This window comes from Halomonas sp. 3H (assembly GCF_024206005.1).
In the GTDB taxonomy this organism is placed as follows: domain Bacteria; phylum Pseudomonadota; class Gammaproteobacteria; order Pseudomonadales; family Halomonadaceae; genus Halomonas; species Halomonas campaniensis.
Window position 1 is genome coordinate 3,502,976 of sequence record NZ_CP100360.1, and the last position, 23,793, is coordinate 3,526,768.

At 67.3% G+C, this 23,793-nt stretch carries 21 protein-coding genes; 4 read left to right on the plus strand and 17 right to left on the minus strand.

The window, feature by feature from the left end; translation table 11 throughout:
* Positions 1-3: 3 nt before the first annotated feature.
* Both NFC98_RS16150 and NFC98_RS16155 read right to left on the minus strand, forming a co-directional pair.
* Positions 4-777 carry a CoA-transferase subunit beta gene (locus tag NFC98_RS16150; RefSeq protein WP_254275926.1) on the minus strand — a complete coding sequence of 258 codons (774 nt, stop codon included), beginning with the start codon at positions 775-777 and terminating at the stop codon, positions 4-6.
* Positions 777-1,607 (minus strand): CoA transferase subunit A, encoded by an 831-nt coding sequence (locus NFC98_RS16155; protein ID WP_254275927.1) that lies wholly within the window; start codon positions 1,605-1,607, stop codon positions 777-779. Before NFC98_RS16155 ends, NFC98_RS16150 begins: the two co-directional genes overlap by 1 nt.
* Positions 1,608-1,811: 204 nt before the next feature.
* Here NFC98_RS16155 and NFC98_RS16160 point away from each other — a divergent pair, with 204 nt between their 5' ends.
* Genes NFC98_RS16160 through NFC98_RS16170 form a run of 3 tightly spaced genes read left to right on the plus strand, consistent with a single transcriptional unit; the run spans position 1,812 to position 4,541 of the window.
* Positions 1,812-2,603 carry an IclR family transcriptional regulator C-terminal domain-containing protein gene (locus NFC98_RS16160; RefSeq protein WP_254275928.1) on the plus strand — a complete coding sequence of 264 codons (792 nt, stop codon included), beginning with the start codon at positions 1,812-1,814 and terminating at the stop codon, positions 2,601-2,603.
* 30 nt (positions 2,604-2,633) lie between these two features.
* Positions 2,634-3,587 carry an AEC family transporter gene (locus tag NFC98_RS16165; RefSeq protein ID WP_254275929.1) on the plus strand — a complete coding sequence of 318 codons (954 nt, stop codon included), beginning with the start codon at positions 2,634-2,636 and terminating at the stop codon, positions 3,585-3,587.
* Positions 3,588-3,647: 60 nt separating this feature from the next.
* Complete coding sequence (locus NFC98_RS16170) at positions 3,648-4,541, plus strand: DMT family transporter (RefSeq protein ID WP_254275930.1); 894 nt, start codon at positions 3,648-3,650, stop codon at positions 4,539-4,541.
* Between the two features lie 153 nt (positions 4,542-4,694).
* On the opposite strand, the gene aroQ is transcribed toward NFC98_RS16170, so the two are convergent.
* Positions 4,695-5,141, minus strand: coding sequence for a type II 3-dehydroquinate dehydratase (aroQ, locus tag NFC98_RS16175; protein ID WP_254275931.1), 447 nt, complete (start codon positions 5,139-5,141; stop codon positions 4,695-4,697).
* A 393-nt stretch (positions 5,142-5,534) separates the two neighbouring features.
* Between aroQ and NFC98_RS16180 the strand changes: the two genes are divergently transcribed.
* Positions 5,535-6,341 (plus strand): SDR family NAD(P)-dependent oxidoreductase, encoded by an 807-nt coding sequence (locus tag NFC98_RS16180; RefSeq protein ID WP_183332534.1) that lies wholly within the window; start codon positions 5,535-5,537, stop codon positions 6,339-6,341.
* Positions 6,342-6,366: 25 nt separating this feature from the next.
* On the opposite strand, the gene NFC98_RS16185 is transcribed toward NFC98_RS16180, so the two are convergent.
* From NFC98_RS16185 to dacB, 14 genes are all read right to left on the minus strand, one after another.
* Entirely contained in the window at positions 6,367-8,139 is a 1,773-nt protein-coding gene (locus NFC98_RS16185; protein ID WP_254275932.1) for an ABC transporter substrate-binding protein, read from the minus strand.
* A gap of 81 nt (positions 8,140-8,220) precedes the next feature.
* Positions 8,221-8,958, minus strand: a complete 738-nt coding sequence (locus NFC98_RS16190; RefSeq protein ID WP_254275933.1) for a sulfite exporter TauE/SafE family protein — start codon at positions 8,956-8,958, stop codon at positions 8,221-8,223.
* 129 nt (positions 8,959-9,087) lie between these two features.
* Positions 9,088-9,678, minus strand: coding sequence for a malonic semialdehyde reductase (locus tag NFC98_RS16195; RefSeq protein WP_254275934.1), 591 nt, complete (start codon positions 9,676-9,678; stop codon positions 9,088-9,090).
* Between the two features lie 57 nt (positions 9,679-9,735).
* The gene (locus NFC98_RS16200) at positions 9,736-10,599 is read right to left on the minus strand and encodes an intradiol ring-cleavage dioxygenase (RefSeq protein ID WP_254275935.1); all 864 of its coding nucleotides are present in this window, start codon (positions 10,597-10,599) and stop codon (positions 9,736-9,738) included.
* Positions 10,600-10,603: 4 nt separating this feature from the next.
* Positions 10,604-11,521, minus strand: coding sequence for an NAD(P)-dependent oxidoreductase (locus tag NFC98_RS16205; protein WP_254275936.1), 918 nt, complete (start codon positions 11,519-11,521; stop codon positions 10,604-10,606).
* On the minus strand, positions 11,518-12,882 hold the full coding sequence (locus NFC98_RS16210) for an amidohydrolase family protein (RefSeq protein WP_254275937.1): 1,365 nt from the start codon (positions 12,880-12,882) through the stop codon (positions 11,518-11,520). The genes NFC98_RS16205 and NFC98_RS16210 overlap by 4 nt, the downstream gene beginning before the upstream one ends.
* Positions 12,879-13,958, minus strand: coding sequence for a maleylacetate reductase (locus tag NFC98_RS16215; protein WP_254275938.1), 1,080 nt, complete (start codon positions 13,956-13,958; stop codon positions 12,879-12,881). The genes NFC98_RS16210 and NFC98_RS16215 overlap by 4 nt, the downstream gene beginning before the upstream one ends.
* A 66-nt stretch (positions 13,959-14,024) precedes the next feature.
* On the minus strand, positions 14,025-15,584 hold the full coding sequence (locus NFC98_RS16220) for a sugar ABC transporter ATP-binding protein (RefSeq protein WP_254275939.1): 1,560 nt from the start codon (positions 15,582-15,584) through the stop codon (positions 14,025-14,027).
* Positions 15,581-16,540 (minus strand): ABC transporter permease, encoded by a 960-nt coding sequence (locus NFC98_RS16225; RefSeq protein ID WP_254275940.1) that lies wholly within the window; start codon positions 16,538-16,540, stop codon positions 15,581-15,583. Before NFC98_RS16225 ends, NFC98_RS16220 begins: the two co-directional genes overlap by 4 nt.
* A 16-nt stretch (positions 16,541-16,556) precedes the next feature.
* Entirely contained in the window at positions 16,557-17,567 is a 1,011-nt protein-coding gene (locus NFC98_RS16230; RefSeq protein WP_254275941.1) for an ABC transporter permease, read from the minus strand.
* A 116-nt stretch (positions 17,568-17,683) separates the two neighbouring features.
* Entirely contained in the window at positions 17,684-18,622 is a 939-nt protein-coding gene (locus tag NFC98_RS16235) for a sugar ABC transporter substrate-binding protein (protein WP_254275942.1), read from the minus strand.
* A 297-nt stretch (positions 18,623-18,919) separates the two neighbouring features.
* Positions 18,920-21,901 (minus strand): bifunctional [glutamate--ammonia ligase]-adenylyl-L-tyrosine phosphorylase/[glutamate--ammonia-ligase] adenylyltransferase, encoded by a 2,982-nt coding sequence (gene glnE, locus NFC98_RS16240; RefSeq protein WP_254275943.1) that lies wholly within the window; start codon positions 21,899-21,901, stop codon positions 18,920-18,922.
* A gap of 78 nt (positions 21,902-21,979) precedes the next feature.
* A complete protein-coding gene (locus NFC98_RS16245) occupies positions 21,980-22,351 on the minus strand; it encodes a diacylglycerol kinase (RefSeq protein WP_183333751.1) in 372 nt (123 codons plus the stop codon).
* A 9-nt stretch (positions 22,352-22,360) separates the two neighbouring features.
* The gene (dacB, locus tag NFC98_RS16250; RefSeq protein ID WP_254277863.1) at positions 22,361-23,788 is read right to left on the minus strand and encodes a D-alanyl-D-alanine carboxypeptidase/D-alanyl-D-alanine-endopeptidase; all 1,428 of its coding nucleotides are present in this window, start codon (positions 23,786-23,788) and stop codon (positions 22,361-22,363) included.
* Between the last annotated feature and the right edge of the window lie 5 nt (positions 23,789-23,793).

Genomic DNA, 23,793 nt, shown 5'->3' on the forward strand with positions numbered 1-23,793 from the left:
GCATCACGCCCCGGCGTGGGCGCGGGCGGTACGGTCCTTCAGGTCCCGCAGGATCTCGAGCTCCTTATCGCTGGGCTCGGGCGTGCTCTCGAGCCGCTCGGCGAAGCGGATCTCCCAGCCAGTGGCCTCGATCACGTCCTCGCGGGTCACGCCCGGATGGAGCGACACCACGACGAGCTCCTTGGTCTCGGGGTCCGGCTTCATCACGCACAGATCGGTGATCACCCGGGTCGGGCCCTTGCCGATATTGGGCACGCCGTCGCGGCCCTTGCCGTCGCGGCCGAAGCCCAGGGTGGTGACGAAGTCGACCCGGTCGACGAAGGCGCGCCTGGAGTGCTTCAGGGTGATGAAGACCTCTCCCGCATTCGTCGCGATCTCCGGCGCGCCGCCGCCGCCCGGCAGGCGCACCTTGGGCTCGCGGTAGTCGCCGATCAGGGTGGTGTTGAGGTTGCAGTAGCGGTCGATCTGGGCGGTGCCCAGAAAGCCCACGTCGATCTTCCCGCCCTGCAGCCAGTAGCGGAACATCTCCGGCACCGCCACGGTGGTCAGGGCGGTCTCGGCCAGCTCGCCGTCACCGATGGAGAGCGGCAGCACGTCGGGCTTGGTCTGCAGGGTGCCGGACTCGTAGATCAGCACCACGTCGGGGGCGTGTGTCAGACGCGCCAGGTTGGCGGCCTCGGAGGGCAGGCCGATGCCGACGAAGCAGGTGGTGCCGTTCTCCAGCGCACGCGCCGCGGTGACGGTCATCATCTCCGAGGAAGTGTATTCGAGGCTCATCAGGCGTTCCCCCCTGCGTTCATGACGTTCTCTTCGATCCAGGCCGTGAAGGTGTCGCGATCCCGCGCGATGGCGTCCCACTCCTTGTAGAAGGCGTTGTTGCGCGGGTAGTAGCCGTGGGCATAGGAGGGCAGCGAGCCCTTCTCGGCCACGGCGATGGCATCGATGGCCCAGCCCGGGATGATGCAGGCGTTGGGGTGGTAGTCCGCTTCGCTGCGCAGGTCGTCGACGATCTCCTCGACGGTGACGATGCTCTGCCTGGCAGCCAGCACCGCCTCCTTCTGCACGCCGACGATGCCTTCCACCAGCACATTGCCGGCGCGGTCGGCCTTCTGGGCATGGACGATGGAGACGTCCGGGCGCACCGAGGGCACCGCCGCCAGGCGCTCGCCGGTGAAGGGGCACTCGATGAACTTGATCTGGTCGTTGACGCTGGGCAGCTCGCTGCCCACGTAGCCACGCAGCACCGCCAGGGGCAGGCCCGCCGCGCCGGCCTCGAAGGCACAGGCCATGGCGGCATGGCTGTGCTCGAGGATCTCGACCTTATGGGGCCAGCCCTTCTCCACCGCATCGCGCAGGCGATGCAGCGAGCCCACGCCGGGGTTGCCGCCCCAGGAGAAGATCACCTTCTTCGCGCAGCCCGCACCGATCAGCTGATCGTAGATCAGGTCAGGGGTCATGCGGATCAGGGTCAGGTCGCGCTTCTTCTGGCGAATCACCTCGTGACCCGCGGCGAAGGGAATCAGGTGGGTGAAGCCCTCCATGGCCACGGTGGCGCCATCCTCGACGTAGCGCGCTACCGCGTCATGCAGGCTCAGGAACTCGGCCATGGGATCTCCTCCTGGCGGTGACTCTCGCAAAAGTTCGAATAGCGAACTTTGTTTTGTGATGCGAACAATTTATCCCGCTTTCGGCCCATGGTCAAACCTGCGCTGGCGTTCATCGCACGACAAAACCGCATGGCGAACTAATGTTCGCCATGCGGCAACATGATAGACTGGGAAATAGACAGTGAATTCAAGGAGGATAGCGAGATGTCACGCAGTGACAGCGATGAGGTCCTGACCCCCGACGATCGCGATTTCGTCACCGCCCTGGCCAGCGGCCTGGAGGTGATCCTGGCCTTCGACGAGGCGCATCCGCGCATGACACTCAGCGAGGTCGCCGCGCGCACCGGCATGAACCGCGCCCGCGCCCGGCGCTTCCTGCTGACCCTGCATGCCCTGGGCTACGTGCGCAAGCAGCAGCGTGTCTTCGAGCTGGCCCCCCGGGTGCTGCAGCTGGGCTACGCCTTCCTCTCCGCCAACGACTATCGCAGCGTGATCCAGCAGGTGCTCGAGGATATCACCGAGGCCTGCGGCGAATCGTCCTCGCTGGGAGTGCTGGATGGCGACGAGGTGATCTACGTGGCGCGCTCCTCCTCGCGCCACCGGCTGATGGCCATCACCCTCTCGGTGGGCACCCGACTGCCGGCGGCCCACACCTCCATGGGGCGCGTGCTGTTGGCCCAGCTGCCGGACGCGGAGCTCGACGCCTGGCTCGAGCGGACGGTGCTGGAGCAGCATACCGACAAGACCATCACCGACAAGGCCGAGCTCAGGCAGTGCATCCTGAAGGTGCGCCAGCAGGGCTACGCCATCGCCGACCAGGAGCTCGACTCCGGGCTGCGCTCCATCGCCGTGCCGGCCTTCGACGCCAACGGCAAGCTGCTGGGCGCCATCAACATCAGCACCAATGCCGCCCGGGTCAGCCACGCGACCCTGATGGAACAGTACCTGCCGCTGCTGCAGGAGAAGTCACGGCTCATTCGCACCAGCATCAGCTGAGTCTCTCCCCACTCCAAGGAAGGCAACACCGTGCTGGAGATACTGGCCATTACCCTGCCGATCTTCCTGCTGATCGGCGCCGGCTTCACTGCCGCCCGTTCCGGCCTGATGAGCCGCGAGCACATGCAGGGCGTGGGCACCTTCGTCATGTACCTGGCGCTGCCCTCGCTGATCATCCGCGCCCTCACCGACTACCCCCTCGCGGAGGTGCTGAACCCTGCCTATCTGGTGGCCTACGGGGCGGGATCGCTGGCGGTCTTCCTGCTGGGGCTGGCGCTCTCCGTGGGGCTGCGCGGCAAGCGCCTGGATGCCGGCGCCATCCACGCTCTGGGCATGTCGGCGTCCAATAGCGGCTTCATCGGCTACCCCGTGGCGCTGATGGCCATCGGCCCGCCGGCGGCCATCTTCATGGCGCTGAACATGGTGGTGGAGACCCTGATCATCATTCCCGTGGCGCTGATCCTGGCCGAGGCCGGCCGCCAGAACGGTAACGGCCTGGGCCCGGTGGTTCGCCAGACCTTCGCCCGCCTGACCCGCAACCCGGTGCTGGTCGGCCTGCTCATCGGCATCATCCTGGCGCTGAGCGGCCTGCGCCTGCCCGGCCCGCTGGCACAGGCCATCGACATGCTCGCCGAGGCCGCCGGCCCCGCGGCGCTGTTCACCATCGGCGGCATGCTGCATGGCCTCAAGGTGCGCGGCATGGCCCTGGATGTCGGCCAGGTGGTGCTGGGCAAGCTGCTGCTCCACCCCCTGGCGGTACTGGTCGCCTTCCTGCTGCTGCCCGCCCCCGACCCGCTGCTGATCGCCGCGGCCCTGCTGTTCGCCTGCGCGCCGATGATCAGCGTCTACCCGCTGTTCGGTAAGCAGTATGGCCAGGGCGACGTCAGCGCCGCGGGCCTGATGGTCAGCACCCTGGCCTCCTTCATGACGATCAGCCTGACGATCTGGCTGCTGGCCCGCTTCGGGCTGCTGCCGGTCGGCTGATCTGGCAGCTTTCGATTAGCCTGCTAGTATTAAGCCTCTGCCTCTAGACGCTCGAGCGCCATGCCGCCTTCCACGACCACGCTCCCCACCCCTGCCGCCGATCGCCCCCTGCTCGGCATCGCCTTCATGCTGGGGGCCGGGCTGCTGTTCACCCTGCTGGACACCGGGGTCAAATGGCTCACCCAGAGCTATTCGCCCGTACAGGTGGTCTGGGCGCGCTACGCCGGCCATATGCTGGTGCTGGGCGGTTACCTGCTGATACTCGGCTGGCCCCGCTGCCGGGAAATCCTGGCCTCCATCGAGTCGCTTCCCGGCCAGTTCCTGCGCGGCCTGCTGCTGCTGGGCGCCAGCACCTTCGCCTTCCTGGCCTTTCGCGAGCTGCCGCTGCTGCAGGTCTATGTGATCAATTTCAGCGCGCCGCTGCTGGTGACCCTGCTGGCCATCCCGCTGCTGAAGGAGAAGGTGACCCCGGCACGCGGTGCCGCGGTCGTGACCGGCTTCATCGGGGTGGTGATCGCCGTGGGGCCGGTGGACTGGCGTGCCCAGCCCGCCGCCCTGCTGCCCTTCGGGATGGCGTTCTGCTTCGCGCTCTACCAGCTGGCCACGCGGCGCTTCGGGCGCAACGACCATCCGCTCGCCTCGCTGTTCTATGCGGGACTGGCCGGCGCCCTGGTGAGCTCCCTGGTGGTCCCCTTCGTCTGGACCCCTATCACCGTCGGCGACATCCCTCTCTTTCTGATGGTCGGCACCCTCGGGGCGGTAAGCCAGCTCAGCCTGATCCTGGCCATGCGCTGCGCACCCGCCTCCCTGGTCTCGCCCTTCCTCTACCTGCAGATCGTCTGGGCGACCCTGGCCGGCTACCTGGTCTTCGGCGATGTCCCACTGCTGGCCACCTACCTGGGCGCCGTGCTGATCATCGGGGCCGGGCTCTTCCTCGCGACGCGCCGGCACTGAAGCGACACCGGCGGCAGCCCGAACGCCGATACCCGTGACCACCAGCCCGGCCACCCACCTGACCACGAGGCTGCCGCGGCCCTGCCCCAGCAACCACAACGCCAGCGGTCGGGCCGCTGGCGTTGTCTTGTGGAAAGGCTCAGGGGTAAGGAATCAGCCGTCGGCGGCCTTGATGACAGCATCCAGCGCCGCCTGGTAGCCCTGGGTGCCGAGGCCGGCGATGACGCCGTCGGCGCGCAGGGAGACATAGGAGTGGTGGCGAAAGCTCTCGCGCTTGTGCACGTTGGAGAGATGCACCTCGATGATCTTGCCCTCGAAGGCGTTCAGTGCATCGAGTATCGCCACCGAGGTATGGGTATAGGCCGCCGGGTTGATGATGATGGCGGCGGTACCGTCGAGGCGCGCCGCCTGGATCCAGTCGATCAGCTCCCCCTCGTGATTGCTCTGCCGGCAATCGAGGTCCCAACCTGCCAGGACCGCCTTCTCACGCAGGGCGTTGTTGACGTCATCCAGGGACTCGTAGCCGTAGATCTCCGGCTGGCGGGTACCCAGCAGGTTGAGGTTGGGTCCGTGCAGTACCAGTACCTTGCGCTGACTCATCAGACTGTCTCCACATCATGTTGGCCGAGCCGTCAGGAGAGCCACCCGCGAGCCTCTCCGGAATACGCGATTGTGTGTCGCTCCCCCCGGGGTTGCAAGACAGCCAGCCCGCGCGGAACGGCCGGCGCCACATCGAGGGGGGAGCGGCGCCGGGCGCAGAAACATCCAATCTGGTCAGATTGCCCCTGACCCCAGCTGTGCATCCCCCCCCTGCCCTGCCGACAATGCGGATCAGCAAGACCACAGCGAAACCTTGAAGTCGCCAGGCTGCTTTCATGGCCGGGAACATCAACAGGATTCCCGGCACCCAGACCGGCTTCCCGACTCGGGGGCCACATATCGACATGGCATGTCGCCATGCTTTTGCCTTCAACAACTCCAAGAGGTGACCCGATGGACAAGACACGTTTGGCAGGGAAAAACTGCCTGATTACCGGCGCCGCACGCGGCATGGGGGCTGCCGTCGCCGAGCATTATGCCGCCCAGGGGGCCAATGTCTGTGTGGCCGACCTGAACATCGAGGGCTGCGAGGAAGTGGTCCAGCGCATCAACGCAAGGGACGGCGGCAAGGCCATCGCGGTCAAGCTCAACGTGACCGAGAGGGACCAGGTCAAGGCCGCCGTGCAGGCCACCGTCGACGCCTTCGGCAGCCTCAATGTCATGGTCAACAATGCCGGCATCAACAAGCCGCTGATGTTCCTCGACATCACCGAGGAGAACTGGCACCAGATCATGGACGTCAATGCGCTGGGCTGCCTGCTCGGCATGCAGGAAGCCGCCAAGCAGATGATCGCGCAGGGCAAGGAGAACGGGCCCTACAAGATCCTCAACGTGGGCTCCATCCTGTCGCGCCAGGCCTTCGATGACGTGGTGCCCTACTCCTGCAGCAAGCACGCCGTGCTGGCCATGATCAACGGCGGCGCCAAGGCGCTGGTCGACCACAACATCACCGTCAACGGTTACGGCCCCGGCGTGGTGCGCACCGAGCTGTGGGAGCAGCTCGACAAGGACCTGGTTAGCATCGGCAAGTTCGACAAGCAGGGCCAGTCCATGGACGAGCTCGCCGAGAAGATGATCCTGATGAAGCGCTACTCCTACCCGGAAGATGTGGTCGGCACGGCCTCCTTCCTGGCCAGCCCAGAGTCGGACTACATGACCGGCCAGCTGCTGATGATCGACGGCGGGATGATCCTGCAGTGATGGCATCGGCCAGCCGGTCGATGGCTCAGTAGCAGCCCCTGTCTCGCATCACCCGATCGGCCCTGTCCTGCGCCAAGGACAGGGCCTTCTTGATGGAGCGCCGCCCGTCCAGCACCTCGAAGATCTCGTGTCCGGCGATGCTGATCAGGTCGGTGATGCCCGGAACGGGAGGCCGCGGCCAGGCCTGCAGGATATCCTTCCTCGCCATGTCATCCACGATTCCGATAAGCGGTGACAGCGCCGAGACCTCCGGGTCGCGGCTGACGCTGAAGCGCGGGGTCACCAGGCTCCCGTTCAGGATATAGAGCTTGGACATGTTGGCCGAGGTGAGGTGACGCAGGGCCGTCCAGACACTCTCGATCCGCTCCTCGGCGAGGTTGGACGGAATGGCCAGGGCATAGCCCCCGATCGGGGTGATCGCACGGCCATGGTTGCCGATGGGGTGCGGCAGATAGCCCGTGTTGCCCCAGGCTGGCGACTTCTGATCGAACTCGATGAGCGGCGCCAGCAGCGTGTAGCAGTAGGCCATGCAGGATTCGCCGGAGGCATAGGATTGGGCTCGCTCGTACCATGCCATGTGGAGAATGTTGGGGGGCGAATACTTGAGAATATCCAGCATGTACTCGCAGGCCCGGTAGGCGGCATCCGACTGGAACATTGGCCGCAGCTCTTCCCCGGACGCCTGCTGGAAGTCATAGCCTTCCTCGCAGCGGCGAAGGTTGATGATCGGCTGACCGAACTTGGCCATCAGGAAACTGAAGGTATGGCCCAGCGGCGTGCCTCGCGCGGCATTCCAGGCAATGCCGTAACGCCCCCGGGCAGGGTCATGCAGCCGCCTGGCCACCTTGATCAGCTCCTCGGTCGTCGTGGGGGGCTCGAGCTGTGCCTCCTCGAGGATATCCGTCCGGTAACAGAGCAGCTCCGGGGTGGTCTGCAGGGGAATGCCGTATTGCTCACCGGCGTATCGCGTGCTCTGCACGGCGACAGGATGGAAGTCGGAGAGGTCATAGGCATCGCGCCGGATGAAACGATCGAGGGGCGTCAGGATGCCCTTCGACGCCAGCTCCCCGAACCAGGGCAGGTCGCAGGCCACCAGGTCATAGCGGGACTTCGCCCGGCCGGCATTGGTGAGGATCGCCTCGAGAAGGTCATCGATCGACCTGGCGGAGTTGTGGATCTCGAGACCGAAGATCGACTCCAGCTGCTGCTTCAGGTTGTGCATCGCCATGAAGGTGGGATCGGCGTGGATGAGCCCACGCAGCCCGCCCTTCAGTTCGAGCCGTGCCGAGAGCACCGCCGGTGGAGAGATCACGCGATCCGTCTCGGCCGCGCCGAGGAAGATCCGGCGACCGGACTCCGAGGCCGGGTCCACGCCGAACAGCGGGCCCAGCAGGCCCTTGATGCGGTGAGCATAGGCCTCCCACTCCTCGATCATCATGGGCGAGGGGTGCAGCGAGACGGTCTTGCCCGACCTGGTCCTGGGGCGTGACAGGATCAGCCCGCGCTTGATGATGCTCTCGATCCCGCGCTTGGCGGTACCGTAGGAGAGCCCGGACGCATCCGCCAGCGAGGTGGGCGTCGTCAGCCGGCCGGCCAGATGGTTGCGCATGAGGTGAAGCATCATGCGCAGCTCCCGGTAGCCCTGGTTCAGGGAGAGCGAGTGCTCGGTCTCCTCCTCGAACTTCTCGATGAAGTCGATGAAGCGAGAGAGCTCCGTATCGGAGAGCTTCGGCCTCGGCGTCTGGGACAGACTGTCGTAGGGCCCCTCGGGATGGCTCTCGTCGGGGAGGTCGCTCATGGTCGCCTCGAGGCAGGAAGAAAGGGAGTGCCACAAGATAGCGCCGCCCAACGCCTGGCCGCAAACGCGACGCCAACGCGGCTACCCCCAGCCGTCGACGATCAGCCGAATGCCCAGCAGGATCAGCAGGCCCAGGATGATCCGGAAGAAGAGCTCACCGCTCAGCCGCTGCTGGATGACCAGCCCCAGACGTACCCCCAGCCAGGCCACCGGGATCAGCAGCAGCGCGATGGTGAGGTTCTCGACATTCAGCAGGCCGAGCATGCCGTAGGGCACCAGCTTGACCAGGTTGGTGGCGGCCAGGAAGACCACGGCGGTTCCCAGGAACTGCTCCTTGGAGAGCCGGCACTGCAGCAGGTAGAAGTTGAGCGGCGGCCCCCCGGCGTGGGCGATGAAGCTGGTGAAGCCGGCGATACCGCCGCTCAGTGCACCCGTCCAGGCGGGCAGGACCCGGCCGCGGAAGGGCTTGAGCAGCCCCCACAGGCCGAACAGGATCGAGAACACCCCCAGCAGCACCTTCAGCAGGTCCTCGTCGAGGCGGCCGTAGGTCAGGTAGCCGACCGCCACCCCCAGCACCGCCGGGGGAAACATCAGCCAGAGCACGGCGCCCACACGGTGACGCCACCAGGCCTTGAGGCTGAACACATCCATCACGATCAGCAGCGGCAGCATCACGGCCACGGCGAAGGCCGGGCTGGCCTTCAGCGAGATCAGCGGCACCGCCACCACCCCGACGCCGCCGGCGAAGCCGGATTTCGAGATGCCGGTGATCAGTACGGCGATGATGATCAACACGATGAACTGCCAGTCGTACAGCATGCGGGCCCCTGCTCTGTGACCGGGTACAAAAAGGGGCCGTGGCGATCACGGCCCAATCGGAGTTTGCCATTGGCTCCCGTGAGGAAAGTGCCTCACGGGCTTCCGGGAGTCGCCTCCCGAAAGACGGGGTTACAGGACCTCGCAGATCTCCTCGAAGGCGAAGCGCTCCTGGCGCGGGAAGAGTGCCTCGGCATCGCCGTAGCCCAGGTTGCAGAGGAAGTTGCTCTTCACCTTGCCGTCCGGGAAGAAGGCCTCGTCGACGGCGGCATTGTTGAAGCCTGACATCGGCCCGGCATCCAGGCCCAGCGCCCGGGCCGCCAGGATGAAGTAGCCGCCCTGGATCGAGCTGTTGCGGAAGGCGGTGGTATGGATGAAGTCCGGCTTGCCCTCGAACAGCGACTTGGCGTCCTTGTTGTGGGAGAACATGCGCGGAAGATGCTCGTGGAACTCGGTGTCGAAGCCCAGCACCGCGACCACCGGGGCCTTCATGGTCTTCTCCTGATTGCCCGGCAGCAGCGCGGGCTTGAGACGCTCCTTGGCCTCCTGGCTCTTGAGGAAGAGGATGCGGGTCGGCTGGCAGTTCATGGAGGTCGGGCCGAAGTGCATCAGGTGGTAGAGCTCGCGCAGGGTCTCGTCGCTGACGCTGCGGTCCTGCCAGACGTTGTGGGTACGCGCCTGGGTGAACAGGGTCTCGATTGCGTTGTTGTCGATAGCTGTCATGTCGCTTTCCTCTTGCTGGATGGTATTGGCTTCAGGGTGTCTCGTCTTGCAGTGGGACTAGCGGCTCGCCTTGAGGCCGAAGTCGTAGGTCAGATGGCGGAAGGGGACTTCCATCGACCGTCCATCCGGTGCCTTTCCCGGCGGCAGCAGCTGGTACTCCCTGACCAGGGAATCCTTGACGCCGAAGACAGCGTCGGAGTCGAGATAGGGGTCGTCCTCGGCGAAGACCTGGGTCACCAGGGTTTCAAAGCCCTCGGCCATCAGCATGAAGTGCACGTGGGCGGGGCGATAAGGGTGTCGACCGGTGACCTCCAGCATCTTGCCGACCGGGCCGTCGGTGGGAATCGGGTAGGGCGAAGGGGTCACCGTCCAGAAGGCATAGCGCCCCTGGTCATCGGTGGTGAACCGGGCCCGCAGCGAGGCGCCCTCGAGCTCCTTCTGGACGTCGTAGAACCCTTCGCTGTCCGATTGCCAGACATCGATGACGACATTGGCCAGGGGCTCGCCGCGCTCATCATGCACCCGCCCCTCCACGAAGAAGGGCTCCCCCTCGACGTTCCAGTCGATCGACTCGCCCCGGGCGGCCTGGGGCGGATCGGCCACATAGAAGGGGCCCAGCACCGTGCTCTCGGAGACCATGGGATCCGAGGTGTGGTGATTGATGGCGTCGACCAGCATGGTGACGCCCAGGGTGTCGGAGAGCAGGATGAACTCCTGGCGCTTGTCGTCGCACATCTGGCCGGTGCGAGTCAGGAAGTCGATGGCCTGGGTCCACTCCTGCTCGGTGGGCTCCACCTCGCGGATGAAGGCGTGCAGGTGGGTGACCAGGCTGTTGAGCACCTGCTTCAGGCGCTCGTCACCGCAGCCGGCGAACTGCTCGATCACGGCATCCGTGATGTTCACGGCGTTAAGGTTTCGCATCTCGTCATCCCCTGGCGCCGGAGGCGCTCTCGATGGCCGGCAGCCCGGAAAGGCGCTCGGTATGGTGGATCGTGGCGATGTAGTCGTCCTCGCCGTGGCCCGTGCCGATCAGCGAGCTGTAGGCCTCGCGCATCTGGGCAGCCAGGGGCACGGCAACACCGTCGGCGTGGGCACAGCCGAGGATCAGGTCCAGGTCCTTGGCCATCTGGGCGGCCGAGAAGGTGGAGGTGAAGTCGCGGTCCTTCAGCGGCTGGGTCTTGTACTTGACCATCGGCGAACCGACGGCGCTGTCGGCCATCAGGTCCAGCATCGCCTCCCAGCCGATGTTGCCCTTGCGGGCCATGGCCAGGGCCTCGCCCATCATCCCCGCGCTCACCGCGATCATCAGGTTGATCGCCAGCTTGGCGTAGCGGGCCTGCTCCTCGTCTCCGAGCCAGTACTGGGCCTTGGTGAAGGCGGCCATCACCGGCACGGCCGCCTCCAGGGCGTCGCGCGGGCCGGAGACCATGGCCGACAGGGTGCCGGACTCGGCGGCGACGGGGTTGCCCGACACCGGGCTGCGCAGATAGGCGATGCCCCGCGCCTCGGCGGCCTCGGCCACCCGGGCGGAGGCCTCGATGCTGACGGTGCTGGTCTCGATCAGCACGCTGCCCGGGGCCATCGCCTCGATCAGGCCTTCCGGCCCCAGGTGCAGACCCAGCAGCGCCCGGTCATCGGGGATCGAGACGAACACCAGGCGGCACCCCTCGACGGCGGCGGCCAGGGACGGGTGAGGGGCGATGCCGGCCTGCTCGGCCAGGGCCATCCGCTCGGCGCTGAGGTCGAACCCCTGGACGGGGGTCCCCGCCGCCGCGATCCGCGCGGCCATGGGCAGGCCCAGCTTGCCGAGGCCGATCCAGGCGACCTTGTTGGTGGCTGTCATTGTGTTGTCCCCCCTTGTTGCCGTGACTGAAGCTCGGCGTAGATGCGGTGACCGGAGGCTGCCAGGTGGCGGACCCCCTCCTCGACGTCCGCCAGCAGCCTGCCGTGTCGCTTGTGGAACTCTCCCGCCACCATGACGCTGTCGACATTGGCCAGGCTCGCCTGCATGACCACGGTGGAGACCGGATCGCTGACCGGCTGCATGTTCAGCAGGCCGCTGTCCAGCAGCACCAGGTCGGCCTGCTTGCCCGGCGTCAGGCTGCCGATGCGCGCCTCCAGGCCCAGGGCGCGGGCACCGTCGAGGGTGATCCACTGAAGCGCCTCGCGAGTGCGGATGGTCGAGGTCTCGGGAATGCCGCCCCGCTCGCGCCGTGAGGCATCGTTGTCCAGCGAGCGCTGCATGCCGAGCGCCATGCGGGCCACGGTGAACATGTCACCGGAGATCACCGATTCCAGGTCCACCCCCAGGGAGACCACGCCGCCATGCCGGCGAACGTGGCCGGTGATCGGGAAGCCGTGCCCCTGGGTCATCTCGTTCTCGGGCGCGACGGAGAAGGTCACCCCCTGCGCGCAGAAGCGCGCCAGCTGAGCGTCGCTGAGGCTCTGGCCGTGGACGATGTTGATGTCCGGCCCCAGCAGCCCCTTCTCCTCGATCACGTCCCAGCCACCGGGGCTGACGGCCTCGCCGCCGCCCTGGTGCATGGAGGCCACCAGGCCGAACTCCTTGGCCAGCTCGAAGTCCTGCAGGCTGACCTCGAGGGTGGAGTAGTGCGGCCCGAGGATGGCCAGCCCCAGGGTGACGCGCCCTGCGGGGTCGGCCAATTCGCCCTCGAGCAGCCGCTCGACCTCGCTGCGCGGATGGGGGATCTCGCTGAAGTGGGGCTGCCCCGGTTTGGGGTCCGGCTTGGGCGAGCCATGGAAGAACAGCGCCCGGATGCCGGACGCCTTGAGCCCGTGCACCGCCGCATCGGTGTGCTCGGGGGTGGGGTTGTTGTGGCACCAGTCCCCCAGGGTGGTGGTGCCGCAGTTGAGCTGGTTGAGCGCCCCCATGCGGGTGGCGATCTGGATATCGTCGGGCGTGAAGAGCGTCGCCAGGCCGCGGTGGACATGGCCGAAGTACTCGAGCAGCGTCCAGTTGGCGGCCACCCCGCGCAGGGCAGTCTGCCAGGTGTGCATGTGCGCGTTGACCAGGCCGGGGATCAGGATGCCGCCGCGGCAGTCGATGACCTCGGCGCCCTCGGCCGGCAGGTCATGGCCCACGGCCAGGATCCGGTCGTCTTCCACCAGCACCTGGCCGTCGGCCAGGTCGCCGAGCTCGGGGTCCATGGTGATCACGGTGGCATTCGTAAATAGCGTCTTCATGTTTGGACTCCCTCCTCGCTCGCCGGCCGATGGCCGACCAGGGCATGGCTCAGCAGGCGATGGATGCCCTGGGCCTCGACCTCGCGGGGATTCCAGTAGGGGTTGCGGGTGGCGATCTCGGTGGCGCGCTCGACATCACTCGGCTTGAGGCCGATCTCCTCCAGCGCCGTGGGCGCACCCACCGCCCGGGCCAGGTCGAAGAGGCCGGCGGCGGGATCCTCGCAGCCCAGGGCTCGGGCGATGCGCGACATCGCCTCGGGGGCCGCCGGGGCGTTGTAGGCCACCGCATGGGGCAGCACGATGGTGTGGGTCTCGGCGTGGGGCAGGTCGAAGGAACCCCCCAGGGTGTGGCAGAGCTTGTGGTGCAGCGACATGCCCACCGACCCCAGGCAGGTACCGCACAGCCAGGCGCCATACAGGGCATCGGCGCGCGCCTCGGCGTTGCCCGGGTCGCCGGCGATCACCGGCAGGCTGCGGGCCAGCGCGGCGATGCCCTCCTCGGCCATCAGTGAGATCACCGGGTTGCGGTCGCGGGCGTAGAGCGCCTCCACCGCATGGGCGATGGCATTGATGCCGCTGGTGCCGGACATCCCGGCGGGCAGCGAGAGGGTCAGGTCGACGTCGTAGATCACCGTCTCGGGCAGCACCTCCAGGGTGCGCTGGGTGGTCTTGATGCCGTCGCGGGTCTCGCCGAGGATCGGCGTCATCTCGGAGCCGGCATAGGTGGTGGGGATGGCCACCTGGGGGAGCCCGGTGCGCAGCGCGATGGCCTTGCCCAGGCCGATGGTCGAACCGCCGCCGATGGCCACGGTGCAGTCCACCGTCAGCTCCTCGACCACCCGCATGGCGCGCTCGGTCACCTCGACCGGCGTGTGCATGGCGGCCTCGGTGAACAGCCCGGCCCCGCGCTCGCCCAGCTGCTCCAGCACCGCGCGGGCCTGTTCCTGCTGCTGGGGAGTGGCCAGCACCAGGGCCCGGCGGCAGCCGAGCTGCTCGATTTCCTCGGCGAGGCGCGACAAGGTCCCCTGGCCGAATACCACCCGAGATGGCAGGCCATGATAGACAAAGGGTTGCATGAATCTTTCCTCAGACGTTGAAGGTGCATGGGGGCGCCCCAGCGGGCGCCGCGGCGGCGAATCCACCTAGGCGGTCGCCGCCGCCGGGGCTGACGTGCCCATCCCGGTGATCGCCTGCACCAGCGCGTCCTCGCTGACGCTGTCACCGTCGAACTCGGCGGTGACCCGGCCGTCGTACATGGCGATGATGCGGTTGCTCAGTCCGAGCACCTCCGGCATCTCCGAGGAGATCACCAGCACCGCGTAGCCGGACTTGGCGAGGTCCTTGACCAGGGCGTGAATCTCGGCCTTGGAGCCCACATCGATGCCGCGGGTCGGCTCGTCGAGGATCAGCAGCTTGGGGTGGGTATGCAGCCACTTGCCGATGACGATCTTCTGCTGGTTGCCGCCGCTGAGGTTGCCGACCTTCTGGCGCCAGCTGGGGGTCTTGATCTTCATCGCCTGGTGGTACTTGTCGTAGACGCTGCGCTCGGCCGAGCCCTTCATGAAGCCCGCGGAGGAGACGCTGGAGAGGCTCGCCAGGGTCATGTTGTCCCGGCAGTTCATGCCCAGGATCAGCCCCTGGTCCTTGCGATCCTCGGGCACCAGGGCGATTCCCGCGGCCACCGCATCGTGGGTGTTGCGAAAGTTCACCACCTCGCCATCCAGCACCACCTCGCCCGCCACGGGCGTGCGCAGCCCGAAGATGGTCTCGGCCACCTCGGAGCGCCCCGCCCCCACCAGGCCATACATGCCGACGATCTCGCCCTTGCGGACGTTGAAGCTGACATCCTCGAAGATCCGCTTCACCGTGAGGTTGCGCAGTTCAAGCATGTTCTCGCCGAATTCGGTGGGCTTGCTGGCGTGGTCGAGCTCCAGGCTGCGGCCGATCATCATCCGCGTGACCTCGTCCTCGCTGGTCTCGCCGGTATTGACCGTGCCGGTGTACTCGCCGTCACGCAGCACCGAGATGCGATGGGAGAGGTGGAAGATCTCGTCCATGCGGTGCGAGATGTAGACGATCCCCACGCCCTGCTCGCAGAGCGAGTGGATCACGTCATACAGCACCGGCTTCTCGTGGTCGGTGAGCGAGGCGGTCGGCTCGTCGAACACCACCACCCGGGGGGTGAAGACCAGCGCCCGGCCGATCTCGACCATCTGCTTCTTGGCGATCGACAGCGACCCCACCAGGTCGTCGTGCCGGAAGCTGCACTTGAGGGTCTCGAGGATGGCATTGGTGTCCTCGCGCAGCTTGCGCCAGTCGACCCGGTTGCCCCACTTCTTCGGCAGGCTGCCGAGGAAGATGTTCTCGGCCACGGTCATCTCCGGCACCAGCGACTGCTCCTGGTGGATCAGCACCACCCCGGCCCGCTTGGCATGCTTGGGGTTCTCGAAGGCCATCTCCTCGCCGCCGAGGATGATCCGCCCCTCATTGGCCTGGTGCTTGCCGGCCAGCACCTTCATCAGGGTGGACTTGCCGGCGCCGTTCTCGCCGAGCAGGGCATGGACCTCGCCGGGGCGAACGTCGAAGTCGACCTTGTTGAGGGCCACCACCCCGGGAAAGCGCTTGGTGATGCCTTCGAGCTTGAGCACCGGGTCGGCGTCGATCGGCTGGCGCTGGCCAGTCGTGGCGTGGACGGGAGTCATATCCGCACCTCCTTGGTCGAGGGCACATTGAGCTTCTTGTCGATGATCAGCACCGAGATGAGGATCACCCCGAGCACGACCAGCACGTAGAAGGCCGGCACCTGCATCAGGTTCATGCCGTTACGCAGGATGCCGATGGCCAGCACGCCGCCCAGGGTGCCGACGATGCTGCCGTAGCCGCCGGTGAGCTTGGTGCCGCCGAGCACCACCGCGGTGATGGTCCACAGCTCGTAGTCACGCCCGAGGTTGGGCGTGGCAGCGCCCATCTGGCTGGCCAGCAGTACCCCGGCCAGGGCCGCGAAGAAGCCAACGATGATGAAGTTGATCATCATGTGGCGGCCGAGCCGGATGCCGGCGTCGATGGAGGCCTCCGGGTTGCCGCCCACCGCGAAGGTGTTGCGCCCGTGGCCGGTGCGGGTCAGCACCAGGTGCATCACCAGGGTGCAGGCCAGGAAGATGATCGCCAGTACCGGGATCGGCCCGATCGTGCTGGCGCCGAAGTCCGAGAAGGCGAAGTTCATCGAGTAGAAGGACTGCTCGCCGGTGTAGAGGAAGATCAGCCCGCGGATGCCCAGCATGGCGCCCAGGGTGACGATGAAGGCGTTGACCCCGGTCTTCCACACCACCAGGCCGTTGATCGCGCCGAGCAGAATGCCGGAGGCCAGCGCCGCGATGATCGCGATGGTCAGGCCATAGTCCTGCAGTCCCACCGCCAGCGAGGCGGCCAGCCCGAGTATCGCCCCCACCGAGAGGTCGATGTTGCCGTTGATCATCACGTAGGTCATGCCCAGGGCGATCAGGCCGATGGTCGATGTCTGGACCAGGATATTGGTGATGTTGCCCAGCGACAGGAAGTACTCCGACATGAAGCTGAAGAAGATGAAGATGGCGATGACGAAGACCCAGATCGGCTGGATGACTGTCCTGCCACGGAAGAAACCTTTGATGGAAATCATGTGTCATGCCTCCGGGTCATGAGTGGGTCGTCAACAGGCGCTTGCGCTTGTTGGCGAGATCCAGCCAGACGGCCAGGATGATGATCACCCAGGTCACGATCCACTGGGTGTAGTAGGGGTAGCCCATGAGCAGCAGGCCGTTCTGGATGAAGCCGAGGATCAGCACGCCGATCACCGTCTTCCAGATGCTGCCGGCGCCGCCGAGCAGGCTGGTGCCCCCCAGGATGATGCCGGCCAGCACCAGCAGCTCGTAGCCCTGACCCACGTTGTTCTGGGAGCCCATGACCCGCGAGCCGAGCACCAGGGCGGCGCAGGCCACGCAGAAGGCCGAGATCAGGTAGGTGCTGAAGACGCACCAGTTCTTGCGGATGCCCGAGTAGACCGCCGCCATGGGGTTACCGCCGACGGCGAAGATGCGCCGCCCGTAGCCGGTGCGGGACATGACGATCTGCATCAGGATGGCCAGCAGGCCGAACAGCAGCACCGGCACCGCGATCCCCAGCACATAGCCGCGACCGAAGAAGGCGAACCAGGTGCCATCCTGATTGGCGATATCCACGTTCTGGCCACCGCTGTAGATCAGTACCAGGCCCTGGATAATGGAGAGCATGGCCAGGGTGACGATCAGGGAGTTCAGCCGCATGAAGCCGATCAGGACGCCATTCACGGCGCCGAGCATCAGGGTCAGGGCGAACATCATCAGAATGGCATTGGTCGGGCCGATCTTGTCGTGGAGATCCACCACCAGGACGGTGGAAAAGGACAGCATCGAGCCTACGGAGAGATCCAGGTTACCGCCGATGATCACCACCGTGACGCCGACGGCGATGATGCCGATGATCGAGGCCTGCCGGACCACCGTCATGATGTTCGACTGGGAGAGAAACTGCTCGGAGAAGAACGAGAAGACGACCATGCCCAGCAGGAAGAAGATCAGGATACCCTGGGCGGAGAGGAAGCTCATCACCCCCGCCTTGCTGACATTTCCCGCCAGGAGTCGTGTTTTGGTTTGTTCTGCAGAAGACATGAGAATCACCTGTTTAGGTAGGACCGTGCGTAAGGAATGACTGCGCTCCGGCCAGTCCTGTCACCCGGGGCAGGCATCGCTCGTGCGACGCCTGCCCCGGGCAGTTGACCGTGACGTCAGAAGACCGGACGGTCGAACTCTTCCAGGTTTTCAGCGGTGATCTTCGGGGTCTCGAAGAAGTTGAGCTTGGGAACTTCCTCGCCGGCCAGCACGTCCAGTGCCGTCTGCAGGGCCGCCTCGGCATCGTCCACGGGAGACTGGTAGATGGAGCCGTAATACTCCCCACGCGCGATGGCGTCGTAGCCCACGGCGAAGTTGGTGGCGCCGATGAAGATGATCTCGTCGGCCCGGTCGGCCCCCTTGGCGGCATTCAGGGCGCCGACCCCCATGTTGTCGTCACCGGAGTAGACGCCGTCGATGCGGTCGTACTTGGTGAGGAAGTCCTCCATGACGCGCTGGGCCCGCTCACGGTTCCAGTTGCCCGGCTGGGTCTCCATCAGCTCGACGTCGGGGCAGAGCTCGGCGAGACGCTCCTCGAACCCGGCGGCCCGCTCGATGGCGGTGGTATAGCCCGGCTGACCGGAGATCTGCACGATCTGGCCCTCGCCCCCCAGGGCATCGCACATCATCTCGGCGGACGAGATGCCCTGCTGGACGTTGTCCGGACCGGAAAAGGCCGCGATAAAGTCGAGCCCGGCCTCGGCGATCTTGGAGTTGGTCACCACCACCGGGATACCGGCGTTGTGCGCCTGGCGAATGGCGGGAATCACCGCCTGGCCATTGGTCGGCCAGATGATGATAGCGTCGACCTGCTGCTGGACGAGGTCCTGCATCTGGCCGATCTGGCGAGCGACATCGCCACCGGCATCGAGCACCACGACATCGACATTCCCCGCCGCCTCCGCGGCCTCCTCGAAGGCGCTTTCGTAGGTGGTCTGGTAGCTGTCGACGCCGACGTTATTCTGGGTAATACCGATCCGATAGGTCGTCTCAGCGTGGGCGATGCCCGAGGAAAGGAGAAGCACACTGGTGGCTAGCGCTGTCTTGTAGAACATGTTGTCACCCGTTGTTGTAATGGCTTGTTGTAATAGCTTGGTGGATTGGCAATCTGGCGTTGCTTCGCTGACATGGGCGGCTGCCCGTCAGGGTGAATGAAGCTTATGGCCCGGGGAGAGCGCGCGGCAACGAGGCGGGAGGCGAAAAATGGCCATTCTGGTTATTTCTGCCATGAGGGGGGAAACAGCGGTCAGCCACCAGATGAACAGGCCCCGGCCGTCGAGACGGTCGGGGCCTTCAGCATGGCGGGGAAGCAACAGAACGGGGCCGGCCGGGGCAGCCAGGCCGGCCGCGGGTCAGGAGGCCGGCGGCTCCAGCAGCCGCTCCCAGGCCGCGATGACCGCCTGGCGATGGGCCTCGAACGCCTCCTTGCGGCCACGGGCGGGCTCGCGGGTGAGCGAGGCGCGGTGGGCGGCGCTGCGCAGGGCCAGGTAGGCCTCGCGCAGGCGCCGGCACTCCTCGGCGGGCAGGCGGCCGGTGGCCTCCAGGGTCTCGAGCAGGCGCATGTTGTCGCTCCACTGCAGCAGCTCGGGCGTCTCGTGGCCCATGGAGAGCACGGCAAACTGGCAGAGGAACTCGATGTCGACCATGCCGCCGGGGTCGTGCTTGAGGTCGAACTCACCCTCCCCGCTCTTGCCGCCCAGGTGGTCGCGCATCTTGTGGCGCATCTTCACCACCTCGTCGCGCAGCGCCGGAAGCTCGCGCTCGCGCCCGAGAATCTCGCCGCGGATCTCGGCGAAGCGGGCCGCCAGCCGCTCGTGGCCCGCCACCACCCTGGCGCGCACCAGCGCCTGGTGCTCCCAGGTCCAGGCATCGCGGCGCTGGTACTCGGCGAAGGCCTCCAGGGAGCTGACCAGCAGCCCCGAGTTGCCGGAGGGGCGCAGCCGCATGTCCACCTCGTAGAGGCTGCCGGCGGGGGTCACTGCGGTAAGCAGGTGGATGATGCGCTGGCCCAGCCGGGTGAAGAACACCGGGTTGTCCAGCGGGCGCTTGCCGTCGGTGCTGCCGCGGGGGGCGCCGTCATGGATGAAGACCAGGTCCAGGTCGGAGCCGTAGCCGAGCTCGATGCCGCCCAGCTTGCCGTAGCCGACCACCAGGAATTCCGGGGCATGGCCGGCACGGCCGCCCTCGGCGCGCTCCGGGAAGCCGTGCTTGCGGGTCAGGTGCTTCCAGGCCATGGCCAGCACCGCCTCGAGGATCACCTCGGCGATGAAGGTCAGGTAGTCGCTGACCTTCATCAGGTGGCGAGTGCCGGCGATATCGGAGGCCGCCACGTGCAGCACCTGGGCATGCTTGAACACCCGCAGCGCCTCCAGCTGGGCCTCCTCGTCCTCCTCGGGAATCCGCCCCAGCGCCTGGCGCAGCTCGTCGGAGAGCCGCGCCTTGTCGGCCGGCGTGTAGAGGGTCTCCGGGGTGAGCAGCTCGTCGAGCAGGATCGGGTAGCGGGCCAGCTGCTCGGCGATCCAGGGGCTGGCCGAGCAGAGCGACATCAGGTGGCCCAGGGCATCGGGGTTCTCGCGCAGCAGCGCCAGGTAGGCGGTGCGCCGCAGCACCGACTCGACCAGCGGCAGCACGCGCTCCAGCGCCGTGTCCGGCGCCTCGCTCTCCGCCACGGCATCCATCAGCAGCGGCATCAGCGCTTCCAGCCGCTCGTAGCCGATGCGCTGCATGCCCTGGACCTGGCGCGACTGGTAGAGCCCGTGCAGGCGCCGGGCCGCCGCCGCGGGGTCCTCGAAGCCGGCCTCCTCGAGCAGCTCGGCGACCTCCTCCGCGTCGAGCTCGCCGCGCCACAGGGCGCGCCAGCTCTCCAGGGCGATGCCCGCCTCCTCGCCGGCGTCGCCCTCCTCGACCTCCTCCTCCGGGTCGGCGATCACCGCATCGAAGTGCCGGCGTACCCGGGCCCGCACCTCGTCGAGGCGGGCCATGACCGCGGGCCAGTCCTCCATGTCCAGGGCCAGGGCCACCCGCTCCCGGTCCAGGTCGTCTTCGGGCAGGCTCTGGGTCTGGCGATCCTCCAGGGCCTGCAGCACATGCTCCAGGTCGCGCAGGAACACATAGTCGGGGGTGAGCTCCTCGACCACCTCGGCGGGCAGCAGGCCGAGCTCGGGCAGCCGCGTCAGGGCGGTCCTCAGCGAGGTGACCTGCAGCTCGGTATCGCGACCGCCGCGGATCAGCTGGAAGGCCTGCACCACGAACTCCACCTCGCGGATGCCGCCGGGGCCGAGCTTGATGTTGCCCTCCATGCCCTTGCGGCGCACCTCGCGGTTGATCATGCCCTTGAGCTCGCGCAGCGACTCGATGGCGCCGAAGTCGAGATAGCGGCGGTAGACGAAGGGCCGCAGGCTGGCCAGCAGCTCGGCGCCGGCGTCGAGGTCGCCGGCCACCGGGCGCGCCTTGAGCATGGCGTAGCGCTCCCACTCGCGCCCCTGGTCCTGGTAGTAGCCGGCCAGGGACGAGAAGCTGCCCACCAGGGGGCCGCCGTCGCCCAGCGGGCGCAGGCGCATGTCGACCCGGAAGGCGAAGCCGTCGGCGGTCACCGCGTCCAGGGCGCCGATCAGCCGCTGCCCCAGCTTGGTGAAGTACTCCTGGTGCTCCAGGGACTTGCGGCCACCCTCGGTCTCACCCTTCTCGGGGAAGGCGAAGATCAGGTCGATGTCGGAGGAGAGGTTGAGCTCGCCGGCCCCCAGCTTGCCCATGCCCAGCACCACCAGGCGCTGCTCGCTGCCGTCGCGGCGCGGCGCGGGCCGACCCCAGCGGGGCTCGAGGAAGCGCTCCAGCCAGGTGAGCGCCCCCTCCAGGCAGGTCTCGGCCAGCCGCGACACCGCAGCCGCGGTGGCCCACATGTCGATCCCCTCGGGGCGGGTCAGGTCACGCCAGACGATGCCGGTCATCCGCGCGCGCCGGAAGCGTCGGATCGCCGCCTGCATGGCGGCCTCGTCCTCGGCGGCCTCCAGCCGCTCGTCGAGCCAGTCGCGCAGCACCTCGGCGTCGGGGGCGGTGTCCAGCTCGCCGCTGGCATCCAGGTGCAGCAGCCACTCCGGGTAGCGCACCAGGGTCTCGGCGACGAAGTCCGACACCGAGAGCACCCGCGCCAGCTGCTCCCGGCGTGCCGTCGAGAGCCCCTGCCAGTCCTCCAGCGGCGACTCCCGCCCGGTCATCCCGGCCAGGTTGTCGGCCTGCTCAAGGGCCTCGGCCAGGCGCCGATGCACGTGTCCCAGCGGCGCCTTGAGGGGCTCGGGAATATCGAACAGCGGCAGGAAGTCGTCGGAAAGGGCCATGGGGGTCTCGCAACCGGGGGGGGACGAATGCCCCCAGCATAGCGAAGCCCAGGCGCCAGCGGCACCCGGCATGGCGAATCAGCCCAGGAACTTCTGCCAGGCCAGCAGCACCCAGGTGAACCCGGCCAGGAACAGCGCCAGCATCACCGCGGCGGAGCCGATGTCCTTGGCGCGCCCGGAGAGCTCGTGGTGCTCGGTGCCGATGCGGTCCACCACGCTCTCGATGGCGCTGTTGATGAGTTCCACGATCAGCACCAGCAGACAGCTGCCGACCAGCAGGATCCACTCCACCGGCCCCTGGCCGATCCACCAGGCCAGCGGCAGCAGCAGCCCGCAGAGGGCAAGCTCCTGGCGGAAGGCCGATTCGTTGCGCCACGCCGCCCGCAGCCCCTTGAGGGAATAGCGGGTGGAGTGGATCAGGTGCCGCCAGCCGGTGTGTCCAGGTTTCATGCCATGTCCTCAATGCGCCTCGATCATGCGTTCCAGGTCCAGCGACAGCGGGTCCAGGACCTGCGACCAGCTCAGGTAAGGTGTGCTGCCGGTGCCGTTGACCAGCACGCTGAACACCCCCCAGCGCCCGCTGCGGGTGCGGAAGTAGCCGCTCAGGGCGCGCACCGCCACCGGCTGGTTGAGGGTGCCGGTCTTGAGCATCACCTGCTGCTGAAAGGCGGGCGGGCCCCGGCGGATGAAGCGCATCACCCCGTTGTCGGGCGACTGCAGGGTGGCCACGAAGCTGGGGAAGAGCGCCGCACGGTGAAACATGCTCTCCAGCAGGGCGTTGGCACCGCGGGCCGAGGTGCGGTTCTCGGGGGTCAGCCCGCTGCCGCTGAGCAGGGTCAGCGGGCCGTGGTCGGGAATGCCGGCGACGAACGTCTCGATGGCCGAGCCCCCCAGGCGAAGGTCGCCGCGAGGCGTCTCCACCAGGTTAAGGGCCAGCATGTCGGCCATGAAGTTGTTGGAGTAGTTCATGACCCGCAGCAGCAGCTCCTGCAGCGGCCGGCCCTCCACCGCGGCCAGGGCATGGGCCGCGGCCGGCGGCTCGGCCTCGCTGGTGATGGCCCCCTCACGCACCGCGATGCCGGCCTGCTCGAGCATCGCCAGCAGGGTCGCGGCCGTCTGGCCGGCCGGGTCGGAGCTCGCCCGATAGATGTCACGGGGCCTAGCGTTGGTGGAGATCTGGCCGCGCACCACCATCACGTCACGCCCCTCGCGGGTCACCCGCTCGGCGTTGAGCTCGGTGCCGCTGTTGTCGGGCTTCGTCTCGACCCGGTTGTCGATCTCCACCAGGGCCGCCTGGCTGTCGCAGCTGGTGACCCGTGCCGGCTGGCCAGGGGAGGCCGCCGGCGCCACGCTGACGCACCAGCTGCCGTAGTTGACGCCCGCCGAGGAGAGCAGCGCGCTGTAGGCATTGGCCACCCGCTGGCGGGCATCGCAGCGATCCGTGGTGATGCACTCCACCGGCCCGAACCGCCACTGGCTGACCACCAGCCGGCCCTCCACCCGGCGCACGCCACGCTGGTGCAGGCGCTGGGTGAGCCGCCACAGGTCCTCGGTGGTCAGCGAGGGGTCGCCGCCGCCGTCGAGGATCAGGTCACCCTTCAGGACTCCCTCGCCATCGGGCAGCGCCTCGCTGACCAGGCGGGTGGTGAAGCGGTGCTGGGGGCCCCAGCGATCCAGCGCCGCCGCCGCCAGGTAGGACTTGCTCACCGAGGCCGGCGAGAGCTGGCGTTCGGGCTCGATGGCCCCCAGCACCTCGCGGTCGTCGAGCAGGCGGGCCTCGGCGCCGATCAGGAAGCCCTTGTCGGCCAGCCGGCCGAGCTCGGCGAAGCCCGAGGCGTGGGCGGCCAGCGGCAGCAGCAGGGCCAGCAGGAGGGGGAGTCGCAGCATCACGG